General features: G+C 58.3%; 28 protein-coding genes. 3 read left to right on the top strand and 25 right to left on the bottom strand.

Features of this window, described 5'->3' with window-relative positions; genetic code table 11:
* Genes KI611_RS04615 through flgB form a run of 8 tightly spaced genes read right to left on the bottom strand, consistent with a single transcriptional unit; the run spans position 1 to position 6,361 of the window.
* Entirely contained in the window at positions 1 to 1,095 is a 1,095-nt protein-coding gene (locus KI611_RS04615; protein ID WP_226418655.1) for a flagellar basal body P-ring protein FlgI, read from the bottom strand.
* A gap of 22 nt (positions 1,096 to 1,117) precedes the next feature.
* Entirely contained in the window at positions 1,118 to 1,774 is a 657-nt protein-coding gene (locus tag KI611_RS04610; protein WP_226418654.1) for a flagellar basal body L-ring protein FlgH, read from the bottom strand.
* Positions 1,775 to 1,783: 9 nt separating this feature from the next.
* Positions 1,784 to 2,566: a flagellar basal-body rod protein FlgG gene (gene flgG / locus KI611_RS04605; protein ID WP_226418653.1), complete on the bottom strand. Its 783-nt coding sequence runs from the start codon at positions 2,564 to 2,566 to the stop codon at positions 1,784 to 1,786.
* Positions 2,567 to 2,579: 13 nt separating this feature from the next.
* The gene (locus KI611_RS04600) at positions 2,580 to 3,323 is read right to left on the bottom strand and encodes a flagellar basal body rod protein FlgF (protein ID WP_226418652.1); all 744 of its coding nucleotides are present in this window, start codon (positions 3,321 to 3,323) and stop codon (positions 2,580 to 2,582) included.
* Positions 3,324 to 3,344: 21 nt separating this feature from the next.
* The gene (locus KI611_RS04595) at positions 3,345 to 4,805 is read right to left on the bottom strand and encodes a flagellar hook protein FlgE (RefSeq protein WP_226418651.1); all 1,461 of its coding nucleotides are present in this window, start codon (positions 4,803 to 4,805) and stop codon (positions 3,345 to 3,347) included.
* A 13-nt stretch (positions 4,806 to 4,818) separates the two neighbouring features.
* The gene (locus KI611_RS04590) at positions 4,819 to 5,508 is read right to left on the bottom strand and encodes a flagellar hook assembly protein FlgD (RefSeq protein ID WP_226418650.1); all 690 of its coding nucleotides are present in this window, start codon (positions 5,506 to 5,508) and stop codon (positions 4,819 to 4,821) included.
* A gap of 17 nt (positions 5,509 to 5,525) precedes the next feature.
* The gene (gene flgC, locus KI611_RS04585; RefSeq protein ID WP_226418649.1) at positions 5,526 to 5,939 is read right to left on the bottom strand and encodes a flagellar basal body rod protein FlgC; all 414 of its coding nucleotides are present in this window, start codon (positions 5,937 to 5,939) and stop codon (positions 5,526 to 5,528) included.
* A gap of 11 nt (positions 5,940 to 5,950) precedes the next feature.
* Positions 5,951 to 6,361, bottom strand: a complete 411-nt coding sequence (gene flgB / locus KI611_RS04580) for a flagellar basal body rod protein FlgB (RefSeq protein ID WP_226418648.1) — start codon at positions 6,359 to 6,361, stop codon at positions 5,951 to 5,953.
* 155 nt (positions 6,362 to 6,516) lie between these two features.
* On the opposite strand from flgB, the gene flgA reads away from it, so the two are divergent.
* The 3 genes from flgA (at position 6,517) to KI611_RS04565 (ending at position 8,009) form a co-directional block, all read left to right on the top strand.
* Complete coding sequence (gene flgA / locus KI611_RS04575) at positions 6,517 to 7,194, top strand: flagellar basal body P-ring formation chaperone FlgA (protein ID WP_226418647.1); 678 nt, start codon at positions 6,517 to 6,519, stop codon at positions 7,192 to 7,194.
* 63 nt (positions 7,195 to 7,257) lie between these two features.
* On the top strand, positions 7,258 to 7,542 hold the full coding sequence (flgM, locus tag KI611_RS04570) for a flagellar biosynthesis anti-sigma factor FlgM (RefSeq protein WP_226418646.1): 285 nt from the start codon (positions 7,258 to 7,260) through the stop codon (positions 7,540 to 7,542).
* Positions 7,542 to 8,009: a flagella synthesis protein FlgN gene (locus KI611_RS04565; protein ID WP_226418645.1), complete on the top strand. Its 468-nt coding sequence runs from the start codon at positions 7,542 to 7,544 to the stop codon at positions 8,007 to 8,009. Before flgM ends, KI611_RS04565 begins: the two co-directional genes overlap by 1 nt.
* Positions 8,010 to 8,044: 35 nt before the next feature.
* Here KI611_RS04565 and motD read toward each other — a convergent pair whose 3' ends face one another.
* The 17 genes from motD to KI611_RS22140 form a co-directional block, all read right to left on the bottom strand.
* Entirely contained in the window at positions 8,045 to 8,827 is a 783-nt protein-coding gene (gene motD, locus KI611_RS04560) for a flagellar motor protein MotD (RefSeq protein WP_226418644.1), read from the bottom strand.
* A complete protein-coding gene (locus KI611_RS04555) occupies positions 8,827 to 9,567 on the bottom strand; it encodes a flagellar motor protein (RefSeq protein ID WP_226418643.1) in 741 nt (246 codons plus the stop codon). Before KI611_RS04555 ends, motD begins: the two co-directional genes overlap by 1 nt.
* The gene (locus KI611_RS04550) at positions 9,560 to 10,312 is read right to left on the bottom strand and encodes an RNA polymerase sigma factor FliA (protein WP_226418642.1); all 753 of its coding nucleotides are present in this window, start codon (positions 10,310 to 10,312) and stop codon (positions 9,560 to 9,562) included. The genes KI611_RS04555 and KI611_RS04550 overlap by 8 nt, the downstream gene beginning before the upstream one ends.
* Complete coding sequence (locus KI611_RS04545; RefSeq protein WP_226418641.1) at positions 10,312 to 11,202, bottom strand: MinD/ParA family protein; 891 nt, start codon at positions 11,200 to 11,202, stop codon at positions 10,312 to 10,314. Before KI611_RS04545 ends, KI611_RS04550 begins: the two co-directional genes overlap by 1 nt.
* Positions 11,195 to 12,661 (bottom strand): flagellar biosynthesis protein FlhF, encoded by a 1,467-nt coding sequence (gene flhF / locus KI611_RS04540; RefSeq protein ID WP_226418640.1) that lies wholly within the window; start codon positions 12,659 to 12,661, stop codon positions 11,195 to 11,197. The genes KI611_RS04545 and flhF overlap by 8 nt, the downstream gene beginning before the upstream one ends.
* Positions 12,658 to 14,721 (bottom strand): flagellar biosynthesis protein FlhA, encoded by a 2,064-nt coding sequence (gene flhA / locus KI611_RS04535; RefSeq protein WP_264180050.1) that lies wholly within the window; start codon positions 14,719 to 14,721, stop codon positions 12,658 to 12,660. Before flhA ends, flhF begins: the two co-directional genes overlap by 4 nt.
* 21 nt (positions 14,722 to 14,742) lie before the next feature.
* Entirely contained in the window at positions 14,743 to 15,876 is a 1,134-nt protein-coding gene (gene flhB, locus KI611_RS04530) for a flagellar biosynthesis protein FlhB (protein ID WP_226418638.1), read from the bottom strand.
* 179 nt (positions 15,877 to 16,055) lie between these two features.
* Complete coding sequence (locus KI611_RS04525; protein ID WP_226418637.1) at positions 16,056 to 17,972, bottom strand: chemotaxis protein CheA; 1,917 nt, start codon at positions 17,970 to 17,972, stop codon at positions 16,056 to 16,058.
* Positions 17,973 to 17,984: 12 nt separating this feature from the next.
* Positions 17,985 to 18,815, bottom strand: coding sequence for a protein phosphatase CheZ (gene cheZ / locus KI611_RS04520; protein WP_226418636.1), 831 nt, complete (start codon positions 18,813 to 18,815; stop codon positions 17,985 to 17,987).
* A 9-nt stretch (positions 18,816 to 18,824) separates the two neighbouring features.
* On the bottom strand, positions 18,825 to 19,220 hold the full coding sequence (gene cheY, locus KI611_RS04515) for a chemotaxis response regulator CheY (protein ID WP_226418635.1): 396 nt from the start codon (positions 19,218 to 19,220) through the stop codon (positions 18,825 to 18,827).
* Positions 19,221 to 19,244: 24 nt separating this feature from the next.
* A complete protein-coding gene (locus KI611_RS04510; protein ID WP_226418634.1) occupies positions 19,245 to 20,183 on the bottom strand; it encodes a chemotaxis protein in 939 nt (312 codons plus the stop codon).
* 19 nt (positions 20,184 to 20,202) lie between these two features.
* Positions 20,203 to 21,171: a chemotaxis protein gene (locus tag KI611_RS04505; protein ID WP_226419872.1), complete on the bottom strand. Its 969-nt coding sequence runs from the start codon at positions 21,169 to 21,171 to the stop codon at positions 20,203 to 20,205.
* Positions 21,172 to 21,329: 158 nt separating this feature from the next.
* Entirely contained in the window at positions 21,330 to 21,635 is a 306-nt protein-coding gene (locus KI611_RS04500) for an STAS domain-containing protein (protein WP_226418633.1), read from the bottom strand.
* 76 nt (positions 21,636 to 21,711) lie between these two features.
* Positions 21,712 to 22,779, bottom strand: coding sequence for a protein-glutamate methylesterase/protein-glutamine glutaminase (locus KI611_RS04495; protein WP_226418632.1), 1,068 nt, complete (start codon positions 22,777 to 22,779; stop codon positions 21,712 to 21,714).
* Positions 22,780 to 22,818: 39 nt separating this feature from the next.
* Positions 22,819 to 23,424 carry a chemoreceptor glutamine deamidase CheD gene (gene cheD / locus KI611_RS04490; RefSeq protein ID WP_226418631.1) on the bottom strand — a complete coding sequence of 202 codons (606 nt, stop codon included), beginning with the start codon at positions 23,422 to 23,424 and terminating at the stop codon, positions 22,819 to 22,821.
* A 10-nt stretch (positions 23,425 to 23,434) separates the two neighbouring features.
* Positions 23,435 to 24,337: a CheR family methyltransferase gene (locus tag KI611_RS04485; protein WP_226418630.1), complete on the bottom strand. Its 903-nt coding sequence runs from the start codon at positions 24,335 to 24,337 to the stop codon at positions 23,435 to 23,437.
* 2 nt (positions 24,338 to 24,339) lie between these two features.
* A complete protein-coding gene (locus KI611_RS22140; protein ID WP_319002328.1) occupies positions 24,340 to 26,685 on the bottom strand; it encodes a methyl-accepting chemotaxis protein in 2,346 nt (781 codons plus the stop codon).
* Positions 26,686 to 26,707: the final 22 nt, after the last annotated feature.

Genomic DNA, 26,707 nt, shown 5'->3' with positions numbered 1-26,707 from the left:
TTAGATAATTTCGAGCTCGGCGCGCAATGCGCCGGATGCTTTCATCGCCTGCAGGATGGCGAGCAGGTCGAGCGGATTCGCCCCCAGGGCATTCAGTGCCTTGACGACATCGGACAGGTTGGCCCCGGCCTTCACATTCATCAGGCTGCCGCTCTCCTGCTTGACCTGGATATCGGCGCCCTGCCCCAACTGCGGCTGCCCCCCATCGACTACTACCGAGAGGCTGCCGTGCGCGACGGCACAGGCTTCGAGAGTCACTTTCTGGTTCATGACCACCGACCCGGTACGCGGATTGACGATCACCTTGGCGATACCGGCCACCGGCTTGACGTCGAGATTCTCGATCCGTCCGAGAAAGGCAACTCGCGCATCCATATTCTCCGGCGCCCGCACGGCGACGCGTCGGCCGTCAATCGCCGACGCCGTTCCCGGCCCCATGCCGCGGTTGATCGCATCGACCACATTCTGGGTCGTACCAAAATCTGTGCTGGCCAATTCGAAATAGACGAACCCGCCCTGTCCCAGCGCCGTCGGCACGGCGCGCTCGACCGTCGCACCGCCGGCAATCCGGCCAGCCGACAGATGGTTCACCGTCACTTTGGAAGCCCCGGAGGAAGCGCCAACCCCGCCGACCAATATGTTGCCCTGAGCCATCGCATAAACTTGCCCGTCAGCCCCCTTGAGCGGGGTCAGCAGCAGGGTTCCGCCGCGCAGACTCTTGGCATTACCCAGCGAAGAAACCGTTACATCGATCTGTTGCCCGGGCCGGGCAAAGGCCGGCAGGGTCGAGGTAATCATCACCGCCGCAACGTTCTTGAGTTGCAGCTTGGTGGCCTGCTCGGCGGTCAGATTGACCCCCATCTGCGACAGCATGTTGCCAATCGCCTGGGTGGTAAACGGCGTCTGTGTCGTTTGATCGCCAGTGTTATCGAGACCGGCGACGATACCGTAGCCGATCAACTGGTTATTGCGCACACCCTGGACCGAGGCAAGATCCTTGATGCGCTCGGCCCATACCGGCTGCGCGCAGAGCGGCAACACGCACGCGGCGACAATTGCCGCTTGCCGGAACCATTTGCCACTATTTGTCTTCATGATGCGCCTCTGGGGAATACGACTAGAATGGCATCACATTAAGAAAGAAACGTGCCAGCCATCCCATGATCTGGCCATCGCTGATCTGACCGGCCGATTTGTATTCGATACGGGCGTCCGCCACCTTCGAGGAATCGATGGTATTGGAGAAGTCCACGAAGCTCGGATTGACCACGCCTGAAATTCTGACGAATTCCTGTTCCTGGCCGATCGCCAACTGCTTCTCGCCGGAGACCAGCAGGTTGCCGTTGGGCAGCACGTCGATGACCGTCACCGTGATGTTCCCGGTGAAGATGTTGTTATTGGCCGCCTCGCCCTTGCCGCTGAAGGCATTCGCGCTGCCGGCGTCGAGATTCAGGCCGAGCAGGCCCTTGCCGGGCAAACCGCTGAGTCCGGTAACCGATGCCGAAGCGGTATTGGTTTTATCCAGCTTGTTATTGGACTTGGTGGACGCCGTGGTGCTTTCGGTAATCTTGATCGTGATCGTGTCACCAACGAAGCGCGCCCGGCGATCTTCAAACAACGGCCGCATCTGCCCCGTCTGAAAAATCGAGCCATTGCCGCCGGCCATCTCGAAACGCTGCATCGGCCGCGCACTCATCGGTTGATGCACATTGGTCGGCGGCACAGTCGAACAACCAGCCGTCACCACCAAGGCAAACAAGACAATACGTTTCACGATGTCACCTCACAATTGCGTCAAGCGGCCAAGCATGGCGTCCGAGGTTGAAACCACCTTGGAGTTCAGCTCGTAGGCACGCTGGGTCTGGATCATCGTCACCAGTTCCTCGGCCACATTGACGTTGGAGGTTTCGACGTAACCCTGATTGACGTTGCCGGCGCCGTTCGTTCCCGGCGTGTTCGGGGTCGGCGTGCCGCTGGCCGCCGTCTCAAGGAACAGATTCTGGCCGATGCTCTGCAGGCCGGCCGGGTTGATGAAGGTCGCCAGTTGGATGCTGCCGATCTGTGTCGCGGCGGCGGTGCCCGGTTGCGTAACGGAAACCGTGCCATCGGTACCGACCGAGACGCTCAGGGCGTCGGCCGGGATGGTAATGGCGGGCTGCAGGGGATAGCCGTCGGAGGTGACGATCTGTCCCTGATTGTCCTTCTGGAACGAACCGTCGCGGGTATAGCCGGTGGTGCCGTCCGGCAACAGTATCTGCAGGAAACCATTGCCTTGCACGGCGATATCGAGCGCGTTGTCGGTCTTCTGGATGTTGCCCTGGGTAAAGATGTGAGCGGTCGACACCGGACGCACACCGGTACCGAGCTGTAACCCGGCGGGGATCTGCGTCTGTTGCGAGGACTGGGCACCAGCCTGGCGCAGGTTCTGATACAGCAGGTCCTCGAAGACCGCCCGCGAACGCTTGAAGCCGTTGGTGCTGACGTTGGCCAGATTGTTGGCGATGACATCGAGTTGGGTCTGCTGGGCATCGAGGCCGGTACGGGCAATCCACAGGGAACGGATCATGATCTAGGTCCTATCAGGCATTGAGCGACAGCAGTTGGTCCGCGCGCTGGGCATTGGTATCAGCGGTCTGCATCATCTTGATTTGCATTTCAAACTGGCGGGACAGACTGATCAGGTTGACCATCGCGTCCGTCACGTTAACGTTGCTGCCTTCAAGCGTTCCCGAGGCAAGCTTGACCGTCTCGTCGGCTGGAGCGACCCCGCCAGCGCGCAACCGGAACAAGCCGTCAGCACCGCGCACCAGGTCGCTATCGGGCGGATTGACCAGCTTGACCCGACCAATCGCATTCGAATTATTTGGCGTGCCAAAGCTGGGAACGATCGACACCGTACCGTCCGGCGCGATCTCGATGTTGTTGTCCGGCGGAATATTGATCGGCCCGCCGTCGCCGGCCACCGTATAACCGCTCTTCGTCTGCAACAGCCCGGTGACATCGACATCCAGACTACCGCCCCGGGTATAGGCTTCGCTGCCATCCGGCAGTTGAACCGCGATCCACCCCTTGCCGCCGACCGCCACGTCGAGATTGCGGCCGGTAAACATCAGCGGCCCTTGATCCATCACGTCACTGACTGAAGCATCGACGACGAAGGCACGCGTCGGCATCCCCTCGCCCAGCACGGGCACGGCACGAAACCGGTGTTCCTGCGCCTTGAAGCCGATGGTGCTGGCGTTAGCCAGATTGTTCGCCGTGCCGGCCTGCTGCATGAAAACATGCTTGGCGCCGGTCATTGCGGTGTAGATCAGGCGATCCATGTCAGTGACTCAGTTCGTCGCTTAGCGCAGGTTGACCAGGGTCTGCATGATCTGATCCTGGGTCTTGATCGATTGGGAGTTGGCTTGGTAATTGCGCTGCTGGGTGATCAGGTTAACCAATTCGGCGGTCAAATCGACATTGGATTCCTCCACGTTCGATGCCGACAACGACCCCAGATTCGAGGTATTCGGCGCACCAACCAGTGGCGGTCCGGATACCGAGGTTTCGCTCCACTGGTTATTACCCAGCGATTGCAAACCGTTCGGATTGGTAAAGTTGGCAAGAACTATCTGACCTTGGGCGAAAGTCTGGCCATTGCTGTAACGCCCCTGGATGATGCCGTCGCTGCCGACCGAGAGGCCGACCAGATGACCCGCCGTGTAGCCATCCTGTTCCAGGCGATTGTTCCCGAAGGCACTGCCAAACTGTGATGAACCGGTGTAATCGACATTGAATGTCATCGTCGGATTCGCATTATTGGTCGAACCCAATGCGGTGGCCACGCTATTCAGATTGATCGTTAGACTGATCGGATTGGATGCGGGGTCAAGCTTGCCATTAGTGTCAAACTTCAATGGACCACCGGTGACGCTAACATACGCATCGCTCGTGCCATCGACGGTGTAGTGCGGTTTCCATTCACCGGCAGTAGCCGTCTTCTCAAGATACATCGTCAACGTGTGGGCATTCCCCAGGCTGTCATAAACTGAGAGCGCAGTGGAGTAGTTGTAGCTCAGCGGATCGGGGGTATAGACCGAGCCTGCAGCGGCAGCAGCTTGCGCCGCTGCCGCTTGAGTTGCAGTACCGCCGGCGCCGGTAACGGCGAGCGCTATAGCACTCGGGGTTCCGCCAAAGGCTCCGGTAATTGCAGCGGAGATCGCCGGAGTAATGCCGGGGACGGCGGCGATGATGCTGGCGGCGGTTGGGACGGTGGCACCCGTCCACGCCAATTTAGGTTCTGTCTGCCGCGAATCGAAATTGAGATTGGCCTTGACGCCCTGATAACCCGCCGTCGTGCTTGTCCCCGTTTCAATCGGCGGCAAGTCGGAAGCCGATATTTGCAGAGGTTTGGGCGTAGACGGAACGATAACCCCTGCCTGCGCAGCAAAACCCGTCAACTTGAGCGACTGATCGTTGATGATGTAACCGTTCTTGTCGAGATGGAACTGGCCATTGCGGGCAAAAGTCGTGGCGCCGTTCTGATCCATCCGGAAGAAACCATTGCCGTTGATCGATATATCCAGCGGATTGTTCGTCGACGTCAGGTTGCCCTGAGTGAATTGCTGCTGAATGCCGGAAAGCGTAACGCCGATACCGATCTGGCTGGCGCCTGCCCCATTCAGCGATGCAGCGTAAACATCCGAAAAATGCGCGGACGAAGACTTGTAACCGACCGTGCTGGAGTTGGCAATATTGTGACTGGTCGCGTCGATAGCCTTGGAGGCGGCGTTAAGACCGCTAAGTGCTTGCTGGAATGCCATTTTTCAACCCCTCTTAAATAACTTCCTGGACGTCCGAGAAAGCAAATTGCCCCATCGAGCCAAGGTCCAGCTTGAAACCAGTTCCTGACCGAACAACAGCAGAAACCGTGCCTACCTGCATGGCAGTCGCTTTCACCGCTTTACCATCAGACGTCTTGGCATCAACCGAAAATGTGTAATCGCCATCGGCCAGAACCTTGCCGGACGAATCCTTGCCGTCCCAGGCAAAATAGGAATTCCCGGCCGCCTGCTCGCCCAACTCGGTGGTCTGAACAATTTTTCCGGTGGAATCTTTGATCGTCAGCGTAACTTTGTCTGCCTTCGATTCAAGCTGGATAGCGCCCACCGCCTGGCTGGAAGCGAGCGGCAATTTATTGCCGGCAACCATGACATTTTTGCCGATCATCCCGGCAGTCTGCATCGCCTGTGTTTCGCTATAGCCGCCAAGCAGCGTCGTCAGCGTGGTATTGAGCTTCTCGATTCCACTTACCGTATTCAATTGTGCCAATTGCGTAGTGACCGCAGCGTTATCCATCGGATTCAGCGGATCCTGATTCTTGATCTGCGTCATCAGCAGGGTCAGAAATTGTTTCTCCTGATCGGCTGCAGCACTGGTCGTCTTGGTTGAACTGGCAGAGCCATTGATCGCGGCATAGACATCGGCTGCAGTATTGCTTTTCGGTACATCATTTACGGTAGCCATGCTCTTCTCCTGAAAAATTAGGACTGACCGATCTGCAGGGTACGCAGCATCATGGTCTTGGCGGTATTCATAACCTCGACGTTCGTTTGATACGAACGCGAGGCCGAAATCATGTTGGTCATTTCTTCAACCACATTGACGTTGGGAAAGGCGACATAGCCCTTTTCATCCGCCGCGGGATTCTTCGGGTCATAGACCAGGCGCGCCGGCGACGCATCCTCGACGATCTGCCGGACGCGAACGCCCTTCGACATTTCGCCGGCATTGCCCATTGGCGTCGCCTCGAATACGACCTGCTTGGCGCGATACGGCTTGCCGTCCGCCGAAACGATGCTGTCGGCGTTGGCCAGGTTGGAGGCCGTGGTATTGAGGCGCATCGACTGCGCCGTCATGGCGCTTGATGAAACCTGGAAGACATTGAAGAGGCTCATTGATCTTTCCCTTAACCGCCGGTGCTGCTCAGTGCGCTACGAATGCCCTTGAACTTGTCACCGATCAACTGACTGACAATCTGGTACTGCAGGGCGTTTTCGGTGATCTGGGTGCGCTCGACATCCATATCGACCGTGTTGCCGTCGACGGCCGATTGGGTATCTGTCCGGAACTTCAGCATTGCCGGGCCGCTCGACGCGTTGCCGCTCATGTGACCCGCCGAGGTCCGCGCCATGTCTACCCCACCGGCCGAGTTCCGCCCGGCCAGCGCATTCTGCATGGCTGACTCAAAGCTGAAATCGCGCGCTTTGTAATTCGGCGTATCGGCATTGGCAATATTCGATGCCAACACCTGATGCCGCTGCGTGCGCAGATTCATCGCCTGACTTAGTACCGATACATGTTGTTCAAGACTGGCCATCATTCGCTCCAAAGATTCGAAGTTTTAAAAGCACAGTCCATGCCATCGACAATAACGGGGCTTTTCGCCCCTTCCGGCAACTCAGGCGCCTCCACCTCGGCAAAAGTTGCCGCAACAACGGCCCCGGATAGCCGTCGATCAGGCAGAATAGTCGGATGTTGCCGCGTCGCTTTCTCCTGATCCTCATCCTGACCTTGTCGAACCAGGCCTTGCCGGCTGAAACCGACATCGTTCTGGATACCGCCGAACGTTATGTTCGCCTGCAAACGCAAGGCCTGCCTGGCAAGGTCACCATCACCATGGGCAAGCTTGACGTCAGTCGGCTCCCCCCCTGCTCGGCTCACGAAGCCTACTCGCCCCCCGGTACGCGCCTGAGCGGGAAGACCCACATCGGCGTGCGCTGCCTCGGCCCGAATATCTGGAGCGCCTTGGTGCCGGTCCAAATTGCCGTCAGCGGCAGCTACGTAACGACCACACGCCCTCTGGCCGCCGGCCAAACCCTGCAGGCAAGCGATCTGACCACCTTATCGGGCGACGTTTCGAGCCTGCCGACCGGTGTGGTGACCGACCCCGAGATGGCGATCGGGAAGACTTTGCGGAATTCTCTGGGCGCCGGCCAAGCACTGCGCAGCGACCAACTGCAGGCGCCGCTGGTCGTTCGCCAGGGCATGTCGGTCCGCCTCATCTCCCGCGGCTCGGGCTTCGCCGTCAGCGCCGAGGGCAAAGCTGTAAATAATGCCGCGGAAGGCCAGATGGTTCAGGTTCGCATGAATTCCGGCCAGACCCTGAGTGGCATTGCACAAGCCGACGGTAGCGTTGAAGTTTCGTATTAAGCTAAAGTTTGCTCCGCGTTAGCCGATAATCAGGACAACTCCTAAAGTTTTGAGAAGATCATCATGAAGATCGACAGTTCATACAAGGCAACGACAGCCACCATAGCCGCCAAGGCACAAACGCCAAAAGCCGCGCCAGCAGCCGAACCAACGGAATCGGTAAGCCTGAGTCAGCTGGGGAGCACCCTTGCGGGAAGCGAAAAGCCCCCGGTGAACTCCGCTCGCATTCAGGAAATCAAGCAAGCCATCTCGGAAGGGCGCTTCAAGATCAATCCGGAGGCAATCGCCGACCGTTTGATCGAATCGGCCCGCGACCTGGTCAGTAGCGGCAGCAAACAGGAAGCCTGATGGCCGAAGTTGCCGCGATTACCGAGCGCGAGATCGAACTGATCTCCCGCTTCGTCGTCCTGCTGAAAGACGAGCAGGATGCGCTCAAGCGGGCTGATCCCTCAGTCCTGCAAGAGATCGGGGCAGAAAAAACAGGGTTGGCCGAGCAACTCAACACCCTCGAGGCCGACCGGCGCTTGGCATTGGGCATTACCGACGACCAGAACACCCGTGAAGCAATGGCAGGATGGCTCGCGCAGCACCCGGAAGAAAGCAACGCTGCGGTCAACTGGGAAAAATTGCTCGAGTTGTCCCGCGAAGCCAAACAGCTGCACGAACTCAACGCCGGTCTTGTCAACATGCATCTGCAACTGGCGTCAGATGCACTGACGATTCTTACCCGGCAAAGCGAACAACACCACGCGCTCTACGGCAGTGACGGCCAAGCCGCCCCGGTCAGCGGCAGCCGGATCGTAGACTCGGCCTGAATCTGTAGGTAGCCCAGCGGGCCGATCAGGCGGTATTAATTGCCAACCCGTCGCTCTTGAATCTCGGTCGGCTCTTCTGGACGGTTGGAGTCGATCAGGATACTGACCCGCCGATTGCGCGCCCGGCCTTCCACCGTCGTATTCGTTTCGAGCGGCCTGGTCTCGCCGTAACCAATTGCAGTCAGACGCTCCGCCCCAACTCCGCCATCGTTGAACAGACGCAGTACAGTGGTCGCCCGCATGGCCGAGAGCTCCCAGTTGGAGGGAAACTGCGGCGTCGCGATCGGCACGTTGTCGGTATGGCCTTCGATGGTGATTGGAAAATCCGAGGCCGCCAACACTTGGGCGATCGCCAGCATGGCACTGATCGATGCCGGCTGGAGCTTCGACTGGCCGGCCGGAAACAAAATGCTGTCATTGATTTCAATGGTCACGCCCCGGCTGGTTTCAAGCAGCCGCACCTTGCCTTGAGCGACCAGCGGCTGCAGAGCCTGCATGATGTCGCCGGCGATATTCTTCATTTTGTTGCGCTGCTCGACTTTTTTCAGTTCGGGCACTTTGTCCGGCTTGGCGATCGGCCGCGGGGGAATCGGCGGCGCGCCCTGCAGCACCGCTATCGGCTGCCCGCCGGCTGCAGCCGTAGTATTCGTGAAGGCATTCGACAGCGAGTTTGAAAGGACCTTGTATTTCCCTTCGTTAACCGAGGAAATCGCATACATCACGACAAAGAACGCGAACAGCAGCGTCAGAAAGTCGGCGTAGGAAACCATCCAACGCTCATGGTTCTCCGGCTCCTCCGGGCGACGCTTGCGAGCCATTAGAGCAGATAGCCCTTCAGACGACCTTCGATAATGCGCGGATTGTCGCCAAGGGCGATGCCAACCAGGCCATCGATCAGCATTTCGCGAGTGGCGACCATTCTGGTGATGTAGTACTTGAGCTTGCCGGCAATCGGCAAGTAAACCAGATTGGCCAGACCAACCCCGTAAATTGTCGCCACAAACGCCACCGCAATGCCCGAACCCAGCTTGGTCGGGTCAGACAGGTTTTCCATCACGTGGATCAGGCCCATCACCGCACCAATGATCCCGATGGTTGGCGAGTAACCGCCGGCTGACTCCCAGACTTTTGCCGACTGCCGCCATTCTTCCTCGAATGTGTCGATCTCGACTTCAAGGAGTTCACGGATACGCTCCGGATCGGCACCATCGACCAGCAACTGCAGTCCCTTTTTGGCGAAGTCATCTTTCAGGGCAGGAATATAGTTTTCCAGTGCCAAGAGGCCCTCGCGGCGAGAAAGCTGACTCCAGGTCAAGACCTGTTCGATCAGACGCTTCTGCTCGATGATCGGCGGCACCCACACCCACTTGGCCATTTTCATGCCGCGCTTGAAGACATGGGCCGGACTTTGCAGAAGAACGGCTCCCAAAGTCCCCCCCAGGACAATAAGCAAAGCCGTTGGCTGAACGAGCGAGCCAACGTGCCCCCCTTCTAGAATCTGGCCACCAATGATGGCGATCAAGCCGATCGCCAGGCCGGCCAGGCTGATTTTATCCAAGCGTTTTCTCCTTGCGCCGCTTTTTTATTGCCGGTATCTGACCGAGGAACTGGCTGCGCAGACGCGCCACCGCCTGGGTATGCAACTGGCAGACGCGGGACTCCGTCACTCCCATGACTTCCCCGATTTCCCGCAAATTCAGTTCCTGTTCGTAATACAACGCCATCATCAGCTTTTCCCGTTCAGGCAGAAGGCCGATGGCCTGAACCAGCATTTCCCTGGTATTCCGGTCTTCGAGGATGTTCGCTGGGTCAGCGTCGTTGTCGGTGAAATGGCGTTCGAGAAAATCCTCATCGCCTTCCCCGGCGAAGTCGTCGAAATACACCAGTTGATGACCCCGTGCATCCTGGAGGGTCTTCTGATAATCCAGCAACGTCATCTCCAGCGCGTCGGCCAGTTCGCTTTCTGATGGTGCGCGACCATGGGCGTGCTCGAGCTGGCTGATTGCCGCTTCGATGCGCCGCAACTCGCGACGCAGACTGCGCGGCAGCCAGTCATTCTCCCGCAGGCCATCCAGCATGGCACCGCGCACCCGCTGCGTCGCATAGGTTTCGAACTGGGCGCCGAAACCTTCCTGATATCGCTCCATCGCGTCGAGCAGGCCGATCATCCCGTTCTGCACCAGATCGTCGAACTGGACGCTGGCCGGCAGACGCGCCAACAAATGATAGGCGACGCGCTTCACCAGCGGCATGAACCGCTGAACCAACAGGTCTCTATCTGGCTGCCCGGCAGCGGTATACATCAGGCTCGTAAAACATTCGGGGTTATGCGTTGGCTCAAGTGTAGCAGTTGCTGCATGAAATGCTCGACCCCGCCTGATTCTCCATCGCCGCGCTGCCAGTACAGCAGATCAGAGGCAATGTCGCGGAAAGCTGCCGCTGACGGGGAATCCGGCGCCTGCAGCAAAACCGGCCGACCGAGCAGGAATGACTGACGCAGAGACTCATCGAGCGGAATGGCGCCGGCATATTCGAGACGAGCGATTCCACGTTGCGCGGCGACCTGCGCGATGTTCTCGTAAATCGACCGGGCATCGGGCTGACTGCGCACCTTATTGACCAGTATCCGGAAATGCTTGCGCGAGAATGCCTGACTCACCTTTTTGATCAGCGAATAGGCTTCGGTAATCGAGGCGGTACTCCCGGACAACACGACAACCGCCTCCTGCGAGGCCAGGCCGAATGGTGAGAAACCATTGGGATGGGACATGCAGGCATCGACCAGGATGACATCGACCGGCCGCTCGAGCCCGGACATCGCGTCAAGCAAGGTTTGCTGCTGCGCCAACGAAAGGCGCCCAAGTTTTTTTACCGCCTTGCTTGCCGGCAACACGCGGAGGCCTCTCATCGGCTGCAATACGACCTGCGCCAGACTCAGCTCGCGCTGAACCACATTGAGCAAGTCGTAGCGGGCAACCAGACCAAAAGACGAAGCGATGTCATCGCGCGAGGCATGCTCGTCAATGATCAGGACTTCCTTGCCGAGCCGAGCCAAGGCCACGCCCAGATTGGCAACCGCGACGCTGCGCCCGACGCCTTCGCAGCCGGCAACAAACGTTACCACCTGCAACTGCTGTCCGCCGCCAAGCAGGCGGCGCAGCCCGGCCGCCTGATCAACCCGGAAATCAGCCACGCCGGGCTCCGACTGAAACCATGCCGGCATTGGCCATCATCAGCGCCGGCTCGACACCGCTATGTTTGTGCGGCGAGGTTTCCGGAACATCCTTGAACGCACGATGCAGTAAATAGCCGCGATTCGGCAGATGCAGATCTTCCGGCACACGCTGGCCGTTCGACACGTAATGCAGTTTCAGCCCATGTCGCATGATCACGTCGAGCGGCGTCGCCAGACTGGCGGCCTCGTCGATCTTGGTCAGGATGCAGCCGGCCAGATTGTCGCCCTCGTAAGCCCGGACCACATCGTCCAGCGTATCGCCACGCGATGTCGACGAGAGCAGCAGCAGACGCTGTACATCACAGCCGGCGAGCATATCGGTCAACTCGGGGACCAACTTGTCCTTCTGGCTCATACCCATGGTATCGATCAGAACCATGTGCTTGTGCTGCAACTCCTTCAGGGTCTGGCGCAGCTCGACCGCATCCTTGACCAGATAGACCGAGACACCGAGGATGCGACCGTAAATGCGCAACTGCTCATGAGCCCCGATCCGATAGCCATCGGTGGTGACCAGCGCGACCTTGCTCGGGCCATGTCGCAGGACACAACGGGCAGCCAGTTTGGCTGTCGTCGTGGTTTTGCCAACCCCGGTCGGGCCGACCAGCGCGTATACACCGCCGCGGTCGACGATGTCACTTTCATTGCCGATGGTGAACAACGACCGGTCGGCAGCCCCTTTGACCCAAGCCATTGCCTCGGTGGCGCCCATCTCGACCGGCAAATCGGTCAACAGATCGCGGGCGAACTGCGGCGAAAAACCGGAATCAAGCATCTGGCGCAAGGCATCGGTTTTCACCGGTTCGGAGCGTGAAGCCTCACCCCAGGCGAAGCCGGCCAGATGCTGCTCGACCATTTTGCGCAAGGAACGGATCTCTTCCATGACCTCCATCGGCACCACCTCCGCTTCGGCGCGGCGCGGCGGCTGGCTCGCCGGTGTCTGCTGGCGTGGTGCCGCGGCCGAATTCTGAGCCGGCGGCGGTACTGCTGCGGCGACGGCTTGAGGACGGCCCATTTCAAGATTACGCAACGAACCGGTTTTGGGTATTCCGGCATTGACCGTACCCACCGAGCGAGCGGCAATACCTGGCTGAACGGTCGGCCGCGGAGCCGCGACAGGCGCAGCCTGCGGAATGGCATGGCGCTGAACCGGCTGTGCAGCCTGCGCCCGCGCCGTAGTCAGCGAAACCCGATAATCATCCTCGAAATCGATTTGGGCCGGGCGACGCTCAGTTGGTGCCCGGTCGGCAACCTGGGTCGGAACGATCATCGCCATGTCACGCGCTGCCACCGCCATGATTTCGACGCCGCCGGGAATACCGCGATTGGAAAGAATGATCGCGTCGTTACCGAGGGTTTCCTTGACTTTTCGCAAGGCATCCCTTGCGTTGGCGGCGATGAATTTTCTGACGTTCATGTTTTACCTCCGATAACCGAGGTCACCTTGATAATTCGATTTTCTGGAACTTCGTTATGAGCCAACACCTTCAACTGCGGTACGGTGCGACGCAAGAAACGGGAAAGAAGTACGCGCAGACTGCCCGGCACAAGCAGCACCGCCGGCAGCCCGAGGCTTTCCTGGCGCTGGGCGGCAGCAGCCGTTTCGCGCACCAGCGTATCGGCCAAACCCGGCTCGAAGCTGGTGTTTTCGGAGCCGCCGCCAATGGCTTGCGAAAGCAGGCGTTCGAGCGTCGGCTCAAGCGACATGACCTGCATTTCGCTATTGCCCGGGAACAACTGCTGGGCGATGGCCCGCCCCAGGGAATTGCGGACCTGGGTAGTGAGTTCGTCGGCATTTTGCGTACGCGTCGCATGATCGGCGACGGTTTCGATGATCGTGCGCATATCGCGGATATGAACGCCTTCGTCGAGCAGGCCATGCAACACCTTCTGCAAGGTACCGAGCGGCAGCACCTTGGGAACAAGATCCTCGACCAGTTTGGGCATTTCCTTGGCCAAATGTTCGAGCAGCTGCTGCACTTCCTGACGACCGAGCAGTTCTGCCGCGTGCGTCAGAATCAAGTGATTGAGATGCGTCGCCACGACAGTTGAGGCATCGACCACCGTGTAGCCATAGGCTTGCGCCTGTTCGCGCTGGCCGGCATCGATCCACGTAGCCGGCAGGCCGAAGGCCGGATCCTTGGTCGTCGCACCGCTCAGGGTGCCGGCTACCCGACCTGGATTGATGGCAAGAAACTGACCGACATATGCCTCACCCTGACCAACCTCGACGCCCTTCAAGAGAATACGGTAGGCATTGGGTTTCAATTCGAGATTGTCGCGAATGTGCACCGGCGAAACGAGGAAACCGACTTCCTGTGCAAATTTCTTGCGAATACCGCGAATTCGCCGCAGCAATTCGCCATCCTGCGACTTGTCCACCAACGGAATCAGACGATAGCCGACTTCCAGGCCAAGGACGTCGAGCGGCGCCACATCGTTCCAGCTGGCTTCCAGTGCCTCGGAGACCGGCGGCGGGGCAACCTTGACCGGGGTTTCGACAATGCGCTTCTCCTTCTGCGCCATCTTCCAGGCAAACCAGCCCAATGTCGAAGCCAGCATCAGGAAGACCATGTTCGGCATTCCCGGGATCATACCGAGCAGCCCGATAATCGCTGCCGTAATTGCGATGGCCTTGCTGTTCCGGAACATCTGACCGACGACCTGCTGGCCGATGTCGCGGTCGTCGGAGACACGGGTTACTACCATACCGGCCGCGATGGAAATGATCAGGCCGGGAATCTGGGCAACCAGACCGTCGCCGATGGCCAGCAAGGTGTAATTCTTTGCCGCCTGCGCCAGCCCCATATCGTGTTGCAGGACGCCAACGATCAAGCCGCCAACCACGTTGAGCAGCGTAATGATGATACCTGCCACCGCATCGCCCCGGACGAACTTCGAGGCACCGTCCATTGAGCCAAAGAACTCGGACTCCCGGGTGACGTCGGAACGACGCTTGCGAGCCTCGTCCTCACCAATCAGGCCAGCGTTGAGGTCGGCATCGATGGCCATCTGCTTGCCGGGCATCGCATCCAGCGTGAAGCGGGCAGCCACCTCAGCGACGCGCCCGGCGCCCTTGGTGATCACGACGAAGTTGATGATCACCAGAATCATGAAGACGAGGATGCCGACGGCGTAGTTGCCACCGACCAGGAAATGGCCAAAGGCCTCAATCACCTTGCCCGCCGCATCCGGACCGTTATGCCCCTCGAGCATGACCACTCGGGTCGAGGCGACGTTGAGCGACAGACGCATCAGGGTGGTGACCAGCAAGACCGTCGGGAAGACCGAGAAATCGAGAGTCTTTTGAGTGTTGACCGCAACCAGCAGGACAAGCACCGAAATGGCGATATTGAAAGTGAAGAACAGATCGAGGACGAAGGCCGGCAATGGCAGGACCATCATCGACAGGATCATCAGAATCAGGATCGGCGCCGCCAGTTGCGTCGAGCTCAGGCGCCCGAGAAGGTTTTGCATGCTGAGGGAAGAGGTTGCCACTTACGCCGCCTCCGGGACAAGCTCAGGCGGCACCGGCAGATCGCGCGGCGGTACCGGATAGACCCCGCCAGCCTGGCGCCAGTTGGCAAGCTGGTAGATATATGCAAGAACCTCCGCGACTGCGTTGTACAGGGCGGAGGGTATTTCGGCATCGAGATTGGCGTGTTTGTAGAGGGCTCGAGCCAGAGGCGGCGCCTCCATGATCGGTACCGCATTTTCGACGGCAATTTCGCGAATTTTCAAGGCGACTGCCCCGGCCCCCTTGGCCACCACCTTGGGGGCATCCATTCCGGTCCGATAGGATAGCGCCACCGCAAAGTGCGTTGGATTGGTGACGATCACATTCGCTTGCGGCACGGCTGCCATCATGCGTTTGCGGGCAGCCTGCATCTGCAGGCTACGGATACGGCCCTTGACATGCGGGTCGCCCATCATTTCCTTCATTTCCTGCTTGACCTCGTCCTTGCTCATCTTCAGCTTGTCGAAGTATTGCCAGAGCTGGAAGGGCACATCGGCAGCAACCACGAGGACCAGCGTGGCGACCAGGATCAAGAAGGAAAAGGTCACCATTTGACCGGCATGCACCAGGCCCGACTCCAGAGGCTCCGTCAGCAGACCGAAAATTTCGTCGCGTTGCTTCCAAATGACGATGACCGCGACACCACCAATCAGGCCAGCCTTGAGAACAGCCTTGCCGAGCTCCATCAGGCTACCCCAGGAAAACATTCGACCGATCCCGGAGAGCGGGTTCAGACGATTCAGATCGGGGACCAGCGCGGTAATCGAAAAAACCCAGGCATTGAGAAAAAATGGGGGAAGAATCGCTGCCAAGACCAGGACGGCCAGCAAGGGCGCGAAGACCAGCAGGGCGTCGCCCGAAATCTCAGCCAAACGGGGCAACATCAATGCCGGCTCGTGCATGAACGCGGGCTCGATCGAGAACGCTTTGTGGGTGATGGCCATCGAGCGCTGCATGAACCAGCCACCCATCGTCCAGAACGCTGCGCCAGCGGCAATCAAAACCAGGAAAGTACCGAGTTCACGGGAATGAGGAACCTGACCCTTTTCGCGGGCCTGCTCGATGCGCCTACCAGTAGGCTCCTCTGTTTTCTCGAGATCGCTCTCTTCCGCCATAGCCGTCTTCAGGAGTTGATGAGGCTATTATAGGAAAAAACCAAAAAAATTAAAGAGGTACGTGTGTTTATTTAGCCTGTTTCTCAGATGCCACGTGCAAGCACATGACAACATGGTAAACCTTCAAAAAAGAAAAGAGGGGGCAAGCCCCCTCTCAACTCGTTGACAGGAAAAGGAAATCAGACGAAGTCGAGCTTCCGCAGGCCAGCCGCCATATCCGGATGCTGTCCGAGATCCGCCAGCAATTCCTTCATGTCGAGAATCAGCACAATCTGACCGTTCGACAGGGTCGTCACCCCGGCCACACCCTTCGGCCGGAAATCTTCAAGCGACTTGATCACCGCGTCATCGCGCCCGGCAAAACTATCGACGCCGAGAATAAAGCTGCGCTCCGCCGTCTGCATGAAGACACCATACTCAGGATATTGCGAGAGCGGCCAACCAAGCATCCTGGCCAGCGAAATAACGGGCAACACTTCGCCGCGCACGACAAGGGTTTCCTTGCCGCCCACCTCCTGAATACGGCTCTGCTCGATCGGCAGAATCTCCCGGACCATCGACAACGGCAAGGCAAATGGCTGATTGCCCAGAAGAACCAGCAACACCGGCAGGATCGCCAGGGTCAGCGGCAAGGAGATGATAAATACCGACCCCTTGCCCAGCTCGGAGCGAATCTCGATGGCTCCGTTGAGCTTCTGGATATTGGTTTTCACAACGTCCATGCCAACCCCCCGACCGGAAACGTCGGAGATTTGCGACTTGGTTGAGAAGCCGGGGAGGAAAATCAGATTCAGACTCTGACGTTCATCCATGGTGTTGGCTTCCTCTTCGGAAACCAGCCCCTTCTCGACCGCCTTGGCCCGGATGCGCTCGGCACTCATGCCCTTGCCATCATCGGCAATGATCAGAACGATATGATCGCCTTCCTGACGCGCCTCCAGGCGAACCAGACTCTTGACCGGCTTGCCGGACATCTGGCGCTCATCCGGCATCTCGACACCATGGTCGACGGCATTACGAATCAGGTGAATCAACGGGTCGGCCAGATCTTCGATCATGGTCTTGTCGACTTCCGTTTCTTCGCCGGCCAGAACCAGCTCGACATCCTTGCCCAACTGGCGCGCCAAGTCGCGCGCAATGCGCGGATATTTCTGGAACAACCGCCCGATCGGCTGCATCCGCGTCTTCATAACCGAGTTCTGCAGATCGGAGACCAGCAGATCAAGCTGGCTCACCGCCTGATCGAGCGCGTGCAAGGTTTCCGAATCGTTCTTGCCGGCAAGAATATCGGCCCGCAAACTCGTCAACCGGTTCTTGGTCAGGCCAATTTCACCCGAGAGATTCAGAACCTGGTCGAGACGCGAGGTATCAACGCGTATCGTATTCTCGCGAACACCCCGCTCCTCTACCCGACGGGCCGATGTGGGCGCCGCCCCCGGCTTGTCGTTCGCCCGGCGACCAAAGGGAGATGGCGTTGCAGCCCCGCCTTCGGCCGGCGACGTGATGACGGCAGACGTTCCGGCACTTGATGCCGCCGCGGTTGCCGTTTCTGCCTTGGTAATCAACTCGCCTTGCGCCGCGACGGGGCCACCGCTGACCGATGCATGCAACGCATCCCAATTCGGCTCACCAGGCGCTGAAGATGTCGCCGGCGAAGTTGCAACAGGGGGCTCTACGACAACCGCTGACGCCGAATTATCTGGCTCGGAGCTCAATACACCCTGCAACGCCGCGATAACATGCGGGTCTGCCGGCTGCGGCAGAACCATCTGCCCCAGTTCGCCAAACATTTCGCGGACGCCTTTGGTCGCCGCCATGATGACGTCCATCAGCTCCGGGTTTAATTCCAATTCACCGTTGCGCAGGCGATCGAACAGATTTTCCGTGAGATGGCATAGCGTTACCAGTTCAGCGGCGTTGAGAAACCCCGCGCCGCCCTTGACTGTGTGAAAGCCGCGAAAGATGTCGTTGAGAAGCACCCGATCATCAGGCGTCTTTTCAAGATCAACCAGTTTGTTGTCCACATCGGACAGCAGGTCGTATGCCTCCTGCAAAAAATCCTGCAGAAGTTCTTCCATTCCGGCAAAGTCGCTCATTTTCGATCCCCCTCAGAAACCGAGGCTATCCAGCAAATCATCGACTTGCTCTTGGTTAACGACAACATCGGTACGGCCCGCCGCATTGACAACAGGGCCATTCATCAGACTGGTCACTTCTACAGTCCGCTTCGTCTCAGGAAGCACTTCGATGAGCACCCCCATCAACCCGGATTCCAGCTCTTGCGCCAGACCTACGATTTTCTTGATTACCTGCCCGGTAAGATCCTGAAAATCCTGGGCCATCATGATTTCAGTCAGCTGCGCATGGGTCGCCTGGGTTTTTTGCGGCAACTGCTCGCTCAGGAAGGCTCGCGTTTCCGTCGCCAACTTCTTGAACTCATCAGTCCCCATCTGATTGGCGAAAACCTGGTCCCAACGCGCGCCGAGCGCGCGAGAGTCATTTTCGACCTCGTTAACCAGCGGACCGGCGATATCGGTGGCGTTCAGAACACGACAGGCAGCCTGTTCCGTCAGATTGGCAATATAGGCCAGGCGGTCCTTGGCATCCGGCAGGGCCGAGACAGTCTTTTCGAGAAACTTGTCATAGCCAAGCTGGCCAAGGGTATCGTGCAAGGCACGCGCCATGTGACCGATACGATTGAAGACGGCTTCCTGCTTTGGCCATTCCTCATTGGAAACATCGTCCGCGTTGGCGGCTTGTGCATCGGCGGCCACGCTATCGAACAAGGCCTGAAGGTCATCGCTGTCAGGACCACTCGGTGCCGAGCTGGCAGCCGGCGCGGCAACAGGCGCCACGACCGCGGCAGGCGCCGGGGCGTAGTCGGAGGCGATTGAATCGAAGAGTGCCTCGAGGTCGTTGGAATCGTTGGTTGTACTCATGACTCCCCCTTAGGCCTGGCCCATTTTCTCGAAAATCTTGTTCAGCTTTTCTGACAAGGTCCCGGCCGTGAACGGCTTGACAATATATCCGCTGGCACCAGCTTGAGCCGCGGCAATAATGTTTTCCTTCTTGGCCTCAGCGGTAATCATCAACACCGGCAAATGCTTGAGATTGGGAGTTGCCCTGATCGATTGCAGCAGGGTCAAGCCATCCATGTTCGGCATGTTCCAGTCGGTAACGACAAACTCGAACCCACCACCCTGCAGCTTCTGCAATGCGATTGCGCCATCTTCGGCTTCATCGACATTGGTAAAGCCCAGTTCCTTGAGAAGATTGCGAACAATTCGACGCATGGTGGAAAAATCATCCACCACCAGGAATCTCATTTTTGGATCAGCTGCCATGCGGTACTCCGGAGTTTTTGCTTGTTATCGTTCAATCAAGGGACGCAATGTATCAGCCAGCGCCTCGGCATCGAATTTTGCGACATAGGCATCAACGCCCACCGATTTGCCCATCGCACGATTGGCTTCGGAGGACAGAGACGAGTGCATGACGACCGGCACTCCCTCGAAACGGGCGTCTGATTTGATGTTTTTGGTCAGCACATAGCCGTCCATCTCGGGCATTTCCGCATCAACCAGAATCAGCCGAATCTCGTCGCGAATGTTGCCGCCACTCTGCAGCGAATGGGCCGCGATACCTTGCAGGCGGGTCCATGCCTCCATGCCATTGGTAGCATGCTTATGACGCACGCCCAATTTATCGAGAACTTCGGCAATCTTCCGGCGGGCAACCACCGAATCATCGACAAAAAATACATTGGTATCAGGACTTACCCTGGCCGGCGTGATGTCAACGATCATCGCCTCGCCAAAGGCATTGGCCAAAACCTGCTCGACATCAAGGATCGAAACCAGCCCGCCGCCATCCAGTTCGATCACCGCAGTAATCAGCCCCTGATTGGTAGACAAGACGCTTTCCGGCGCCTTGACCCGCTCCCAGTCCACGCGAATGATGCGATCAACCTCGTGCACCAGGAAACCGAGTGTCCGTTTGGAATATTCGGCAACCATCATCGTCTTGCCCAAGCCCTCCGGAACACCGTCGAGCTGCATGAAGGGGGCCAGCGAGAGAACCGGAATCACATTGCCGCGCAAGGAAATCAAGCCTTCGACACCACGCGGCATATTCGGCGTTTTCGTGATGTGCGGCGTCCGCCCCACTTCACGCACCTTGAAGACATTGATGCCGAATATTTCTCGGGTACCCAGCGTAAAAAGCAGGATTTCCATTTTGTTGGAACCTGCAAGGCGAGTGCGCGCGTCAACGCTGTCGAGCAGATTCTTGTTTTCAACGAGATTCATAACCATCCCCCGCTAATACTCACGCTGCCTTGACCGGCACGTTCTCGACACCCAGGCGGCGAGCCAGGGTTTCCGACAACCGCTGCGGCTCGAACTTGGGCACGTATTCATCGACCCCGACCGACAGGCCGAGCTGCTGGTTCGACATGCCTGACAGGGATGAATGCATGATCACCGGAACCCCGTTGAAGCGCGGGTCGGATTTGATTCTTCTGGTCAGGATGTAACCATCCATTTCCGGCATCTCGATATCGGTCAACACCAAGCTGACAATCGACGAAACCGGTTTATCAATAGTCTGCGCATAGGTCGCCACACGCTCAAGCTCTTCCCACATCATGCGGCCATTCACCGCACTGATGCCCTTGACCCCCATCACCGACAAGGTTCGCTCGATCTGTTTGCGCGCCACACTGGAGTCGTCGCAATAGAAAACCGTGGCATCCGGCCGATCCAGGGGCACGACGCCGCGGAACATTATTTCGTTGTCGATACCGGTCGTTTCGGAAAGCACCTTTTCGACATCCATCATCATCACCAGCCGACCATCTTCGAGCTCGGTCACGGCGGTTACCAAACCACCGGTCTGGGCCGTCAGCATTTCCGGCGGGACACGCATCTTGCTCCAGTCAAGGCGCAGAATCGTATCGACCCCCTCGACCAGAAAGCCTTGCGTATGGCCGTTATATTCGGTCACGATCATGATCTCGCGCGGCGTTTCAGCCGAAATTCCCGAATACTTGGCCAAGTCGATGACAGGGACCAGCGCGCCACGCAGACTAACCATTCCCTCGACTGAAGCCGGCATCTCGGGAGCCGCGGTAATAAGCGGAGTCCGCATCACCTCGCGCACCTTGAAAACATTGATGCCATAGGTTTCCCGGCGGCCTGTTCGGTGGTCCACGCCAAGAAAGAACAACAAAATCTCAAGCTTGTTGGTGCCTGCAAGCTTCGTTCGCGCATCAATATTTTTTAACAACTCTGACATCGTCATTCCCTCGCACGTCTTGCAATCGGCCTAGTGGTCTGCTTATCGACCCAAGCGATATCTAGAATACACGCTTTTCCATGGCCGATAAATCACGGCCCCCTGGCGCATACCACTGCTCCCCACATTCCACAGCAACGACCACAGGAGTCATTATCTTACAAAATTGGGAATAATTTACTAAAATTGGCAATATCTAGCACTTGCTTTACGTTACCACGAACTCCGGCCAGTGCAACCTCCTTGTTGGCTCCCCCCAACTTGTCGCGCAACATCAGCAGCATGCCGAGCGCCGAACTATCGAGGTAGTCGACCCCCGACAGATCAACAACCACGGTGCGAATCGTCGGATCGCCGACCAGTGGTTCATAGGCGCCGCGAAACTCGCGATGGGTGTTGAAGTCGAACCTGCCGGTCAGTTTGATCACTGTTTTTCCAGCTTCCGTGAGAACATTTGCGTGCATTTGATTTCCTATTTTTGTGAAATCTGAATCGATACTTAGTGTAATACTTTGTCCATCAGCGACAAGCCCCAAAAAACTAGCGGCTCGCCGCCTGCAAAACGCGCTTGGAAATGTCGTCAAGCCCGCACTGTTCCTCGACAGCCCCGATCAGAAAAGCTTCGCGCGGCATCCCATATACCACGCAGCTCGCCTCGTCCTGCCCGAAGGTACGAGCGCCGGACTGACGCATGCGCAGCAATCCTTGTGCACCATCCTTGCCCATTCCGGTGAGAATGACGCCGATGGCTTGCCGCCCGACCAGGCTGGCAGCCGAATCGAAAAGCACGTCGACCGAAGGCCGATGCCGGTTCACCGGTTCCGTCGCAAGCAACTCGGTAACATAACCCGACGGCGTGCGGCGGATCCTCAAATGGGAGTGCCCGGGTGCGATATACACTTTCCCCGATTCGACCTTTTCATTTCCTTGGGCTTCCAATACGCGGGGCGCGCAAAGGCCATCAAGACGGCGAGCGAAGGAGGCGGTAAACGCCTCCGGCATATGCTGAACGATCAGAACAGGCGGACAATCGGCGGGAAGCCCGAGGAGAAAATCCTTGATCGCCTCGGTTCCGCCGGTCGACGCGCCGACGAAAAGGATTTTGCCGCTCGGCATGCTGCGCGCCGGCGACGTCGGGGAAGCAGATGACGGGAGCGGCGCCGGAGACGACGCCCCGGCATGCGGCGTCGACAAACGGCGAACCCGGGCCCCCCGGGCGCCGCGAATTTTCTCGGTCAGTTCCTCCGCGTAGTCTTCCATGCGTTTACTGCCGTCGGCTCGCGGTTTGCCGATGAAATCGACCGCCCCCAGCTCAAGCGCTTTCAATGTCGTCTCCGACCCGGCTTCGGTGAAGGATGAAACCATCACCACCGGCATCGGCCGCAGACGCATCAGACGATCGAGAAACTCCACGCCATCCATCTTCGGCATATTGAAATCGAGCGTCAGCACATCAGGATTGAGCGCCTTGATCATTTCACGGGCAACGACAGCATCGGGAGCCATGCCGACAACCTCCAGATCCGGCGTAGCATTGATCATCTCAGCCAGCACGCTGCGCATTGTTGCGGAATCATCAACGATCAATACTCGGGTTTTTTTCGGCATAGATTGGATAAATTGGGTATTTATATCGGGGAAAACATATCAAATGAACAATTCGATATCGCCTTCCACCTTGGCGCTTGACAGACGCTCCTTGTAGTCGCGTTCGCGACTGAACAAGGTTTCATTGTGCACCCGGTGCAACTTCTTTACCAGAACACGCCCAGTTTGCGGAAAGTAATAGACTTTTCGTGGATATGAATCAAGCAAATCCTTGGCCACGACAGGAATTTTTTCTGTCTTCAGGTAATTCAGCACGAACTCGGCATTGCGCACGCCGACATTGCTGCTCGACAGACTCGCCAGAACCGCCCCACCACCGAAAACCTTGGCCTCCAGGCGATTGCGTCGGGCGCCCATTTTGAGCAGATGATTGATCAACACTTCCATGGCATAAGTGCCATAGCGTGCCGAAGAACCGACTGTCTCCCGCCCGCCGTCATCGGGCAACATGAAATGATTCATCCCGCCAACGCCGGCATCGGTATCGCGAATGCAGGCGGCAACACATGAGCCAAGGACCGTTACCAGCAGCATCCCGCTTTCGGAGACGAAGTACTCCCCGGGCAAAATCTTCGCTGCCTCCAGCCCGAAGTTCCGATCATGGTAACGATTGCTGGCCAGATGCTCGTCGTAGGCGTGCGCCACGTCTCCCCTTCTACCTGGGCTTGGCCAGGGCGTAGACCGTCTTGCCCAACGACTTGAACAGATCGGCCGCGTGCAAGAAACTCTCCGAATGCCCAGCCAACATCAAACCATCCGGCTGCAGCATGGGCGCAAATCGGGAAAGTATCTTGTACTGGGTCGGCTTGTCGAAATAGATCATCACATTGCGGCAGAAGATGATGTCGAGCGGCCCTTTGACCGAATAGTGCGCATCCAGCAGATTGACCCGTTGAAACTCGATCATGTCCTTCAACTCGGGCCGGACGGAGACATAGCCTTCCTGGCTACCGGTTCCGCGCATGAAAAACTTGCGCAAACGCTCCGGCGAAAGTTTCTCGACCCGCTCAAGCGGATAGACAGCTTTCCGGGCAGTTGCCAGCACGTTGGTATCAAGATCGGAGGCGACGATCGAGACATGCGAGGTATTGGTACCGAAGGTTTCGGCCACCGTTATGGCGATCGAATAAGGCTCTTCGCCAGTCGATGCCGCCGAACACCAGATACGGATCGGGCGCCGCGTACCGATTTGCCGCAGGTGTTCGGCAAGAATCGGAAAGTGATGCGGTTCGCGGAAAAACGAGGTCAGGTTGGTGGTCAATGAATTGACGAAACGCTCCCATTCATCGCCGCCGTTCTTTTCCAGGGCATCGAGATAATCGACAAAAGTCTGTTTGCCGGTCGCCCGAAGACGGCGGGCCAGCCGCGAATACACCATGTCCTGCTTGACCGGCGACAACGAGATGCCGGCGTGCTGATAAATCAGCTTGCGAACCCGTTCGAAATCAGCGGCGGAAAAAACGAATTCCCGCGCCCCCTGCTCGCGGGGCGGCAAGCCCCCCGTCAAGGAACTAGTTGTTGAGGACGGAGGAAACCCCGGCTTTTTGAGATCTATCATGGTCAAAACTCCTCCCATTCATCGTCCAAAGAGGCCGGAAGCGCCGGCGCCTTCCTGGCGCCCAGCCGCTCCGCCCTGGATTGTTGTTGTCGTCCCGGTGACACCCGGCTCGCCATTTCCCGGACCGGCCCGCTCTCGGTCAGCTGAAATACCGATACGGCCTCGGCCAGGCTGTACACCTGCTCTTCAAGGCTCTCTGCTGCCGCCGCCGCCTGTTCGACCAGCGCCGCGTTCTGCTGCGTCACTTCATCCATCTGAGTCACCGCGAGGCAGACCTGCTCGATGCCTGAACTCTGTTCGCGGCTGGCCGCGGAAATGTCGGCCATGATCGTGGCGACGCGTCTGACGCTGCCCACCACATCTTCCATGGTCTGCCCCGCTTGGTCGACCAGTTTATTGCCGGTTTCGACTTTTTCGACGGAATCGGAGATCAAGCCCTTGATTTCCTTGGCCGCCGCCGCACTACGCTGGGCCAGGTTGCGCACCTCGGTCGCCACGACGGCGAAGCCGCGCCCCTGCTCGCCTGCCCGGGCCGCTTCGACTGCAGCGTTGAGGGCCAGGATATTGGTCTGGAAGGCAATGCCGTCGATGACGCCGATAATTTCGGCGATTTTTCTGCTCGACTGGTGAATGGCACTCATCGTCTGGACAACCTGCCCGACGATTTCGCCGCCCTTGACGGCGACCTGCTGGGCGCTACCGGCCAGTTCATTGGCTTGCCGCGAGTTCTCGGCGTTCTGTTTGACGGTGCTGGTCAGTTGCTCCATGCTCGACGCCGTTTCCTCCAGGCTGCTCGCCTGCTCTTCGGTGCGGCTGGAAAGATCCTGGTTGCCGGCGGCGATTTCCTTGGCCGCAGTATTGATCGCATCCGTCGACTGTTTGATGTGATCGACGATTTCGCGCAAACGGTTTACCGTCAGGTTGGCACCGTCTTTCAGCCGCCCGAAAGTCCCTTCGTAATTGGCCGATATCGTCTTGGTCAGATCGCCGTCGGCCATGGCGCCAAGCACATGGGCGATGTCATCGAGACCTTGCTGGCTGATCGTCAGCAGCTGATTGAGATCGTTGGCCAGGCGCAAAAAGAAGCCGCTTTTACCATCGACCGTAACGCGCCGCGCAAAATCACCGCGCGCCGCCCCGCTGACAATGTCGGCAACCTCCTCCTCGACCGCCACTTCAGCCGTACGATCAAGCCATTCAACGGCGAACCCGACGCGTTGCCGACGCTCATTGATCACCGGCGTCACGGCCAGGGAGAACGTCCGGCCGCCCAGTTCGATCAACGCCCGATGCGTGCCACTTAGCCCGGCCAGCAGGCCGCGCTGATGCGCCGGATGCTTGTGGAAAATATCGATATTGGTGCCGATCAGCGTAGCCCGGGAAAATTGCGGCAAGTCCTTGCGGATATCGCTTTCCGCCGCGGCAAACATCTCGTGTATCGCCCGGTTCATGTAAATGATGTTCAGCGCATCGTCGGCGATCATCACGTTGGTTGCCACGTTATCCAGACCGATCCTGACGCGTAGATTCTCCTCGCCGATCCGATTGGCTTCCGCCACGTCACAGCCGAGCTTGATCTGCATGGCTTGCATGGACTGCAAGACCTGGCCGAGTTCGTCATTACGGTTGAAATCGAACTTGTTGGCGTACTGGCCGGCAGCGATTTTCTGGAAAGTATCGCTGACCGCCCTGAGCGGTTGCAGCACGCCGGCCGCCACCAGGCGCAACAACACGAAACCAATGACTGAGCCGCCCACCGCAATGAGCGGTGCCCCGGCCCCGAGACGATCGCCGGCAAAGCCGAGGATAAACAGCATCGCCGTCATGCATAGGCCGACCAGATTCAGCTTGGTCGAAAGCGCCATGTCGCGCAGCTTGCCGGCCCACCCTTCGCCGCCGGAAACCGCCGCCCCCCTGACAATCTGCAGCCGGCCCTGGCGCTTCTCGCGGAACTGGCGATAAACCTCGTCAACTTGGCGGACAACCGCCGGATCCGCGCGGCGCCGGACCGACATGTAGCCGGTAACCGAAGCGTTTTCCCAGATCGGCGTCACATTGGCTTCAACCCAGTAGTAATCGCCATTCTTGCAGCGATTCTTGACGTACCCCATCCATGGCCGATTTTGCTTCAAGGTATCCCACAGATCGCGAAACGCCTCGACCGGCATGTCCGGGTGACGCACCAGATTGTGTGGCTCGCCTATCAGTTCGGCCTCGGCAAACCCGCTGATTTCGAGAAAATCCCGATTAACGTAGGTAATGATCCCCTTGAGGTCCGTTTTGGAAACGATAAGCGTGTCGGGGCTGAGCACGACTTCCTGGTCCGTTACCGGCAAATTTTTCTTCATTGCCCCGCCCTCCGCTCAATTA

This window comes from Dechloromonas denitrificans (genome assembly GCF_020510685.1).
GTDB classification, from domain to species: domain Bacteria; phylum Pseudomonadota; class Gammaproteobacteria; order Burkholderiales; family Rhodocyclaceae; genus Azonexus; species Azonexus denitrificans_A.
This window is presented reverse-complemented; position numbering and strand designations above follow the sequence as displayed.

Bases quoted from the DNA above. Each gene is read 5' to 3' on its own strand.
- flgC (WP_226418649.1), bottom strand. From the start codon at position 5,939: ATGAGCCTCTTCAATGTCTTCCAGGTTTCATCAAGCGCCATGACGGCG.
- flhA (WP_264180050.1), bottom strand. From the start codon at position 14,721: ATGCAAAACCTTCTCGGGCGCCTGAGCTCGACGCAACTGGCGGCGCCG.
- KI611_RS04500 (WP_226418633.1), bottom strand. From the start codon at position 21,635: ATGCACGCAAATGTTCTCACGGAAGCTGGAAAAACAGTGATCAAACTG.
- motD (WP_226418644.1), bottom strand. From the start codon at position 8,827: ATGGCTCGCAAGCGTCGCCCGGAGGAGCCGGAGAACCATGAGCGTTGG.
- KI611_RS04550 (WP_226418642.1), bottom strand. From the start codon at position 10,312: ATGTATACCGCTGCCGGGCAGCCAGATAGAGACCTGTTGGTTCAGCGG.
- flgG (WP_226418653.1), bottom strand. From the start codon at position 2,566: ATGATCCGTTCCCTGTGGATTGCCCGTACCGGCCTCGATGCCCAGCAG.
- cheZ (WP_226418636.1), bottom strand. From the start codon at position 18,815: ATGAGTACAACCAACGATTCCAACGACCTCGAGGCACTCTTCGATTCA.
- KI611_RS04595 (WP_226418651.1), bottom strand. From the start codon at position 4,805: ATGGCATTCCAGCAAGCACTTAGCGGTCTTAACGCCGCCTCCAAGGCT.
- flhF (WP_226418640.1), bottom strand. From the start codon at position 12,661: ATGAACGTCAGAAAATTCATCGCCGCCAACGCAAGGGATGCCTTGCGA.
- KI611_RS04485 (WP_226418630.1), bottom strand. From the start codon at position 24,337: ATGATAGATCTCAAAAAGCCGGGGTTTCCTCCGTCCTCAACAACTAGT.
- KI611_RS04615 (WP_226418655.1), bottom strand. From the start codon at position 1,095: ATGAAGACAAATAGTGGCAAATGGTTCCGGCAAGCGGCAATTGTCGCC.
- flgA (WP_226418647.1), top strand. From the start codon at position 6,517: ATGTTGCCGCGTCGCTTTCTCCTGATCCTCATCCTGACCTTGTCGAAC.
- KI611_RS22140 (WP_319002328.1), bottom strand. From the start codon at position 26,685: ATGAAGAAAAATTTGCCGGTAACGGACCAGGAAGTCGTGCTCAGCCCC.
- KI611_RS04590 (WP_226418650.1), bottom strand. From the start codon at position 5,508: ATGGCTACCGTAAATGATGTACCGAAAAGCAATACTGCAGCCGATGTC.
- flgM (WP_226418646.1), top strand. From the start codon at position 7,258: ATGAAGATCGACAGTTCATACAAGGCAACGACAGCCACCATAGCCGCC.
- cheY (WP_226418635.1), bottom strand. From the start codon at position 19,220: ATGGCAGCTGATCCAAAAATGAGATTCCTGGTGGTGGATGATTTTTCC.
- KI611_RS04510 (WP_226418634.1), bottom strand. From the start codon at position 20,183: ATGAATCTCGTTGAAAACAAGAATCTGCTCGACAGCGTTGACGCGCGC.
- KI611_RS04505 (WP_226419872.1), bottom strand. From the start codon at position 21,171: ATGTCAGAGTTGTTAAAAAATATTGATGCGCGAACGAAGCTTGCAGGC.
- KI611_RS04565 (WP_226418645.1), top strand. From the start codon at position 7,542: ATGGCCGAAGTTGCCGCGATTACCGAGCGCGAGATCGAACTGATCTCC.
- KI611_RS04600 (WP_226418652.1), bottom strand. From the start codon at position 3,323: ATGGATCGCCTGATCTACACCGCAATGACCGGCGCCAAGCATGTTTTC.
- KI611_RS04495 (WP_226418632.1), bottom strand. From the start codon at position 22,779: ATGCCGAAAAAAACCCGAGTATTGATCGTTGATGATTCCGCAACAATG.
- flgB (WP_226418648.1), bottom strand. From the start codon at position 6,361: ATGGCCAGTCTTGAACAACATGTATCGGTACTAAGTCAGGCGATGAAT.
- flhB (WP_226418638.1), bottom strand. From the start codon at position 15,876: ATGGCGGAAGAGAGCGATCTCGAGAAAACAGAGGAGCCTACTGGTAGG.
- KI611_RS04525 (WP_226418637.1), bottom strand. From the start codon at position 17,972: ATGAGCGACTTTGCCGGAATGGAAGAACTTCTGCAGGATTTTTTGCAG.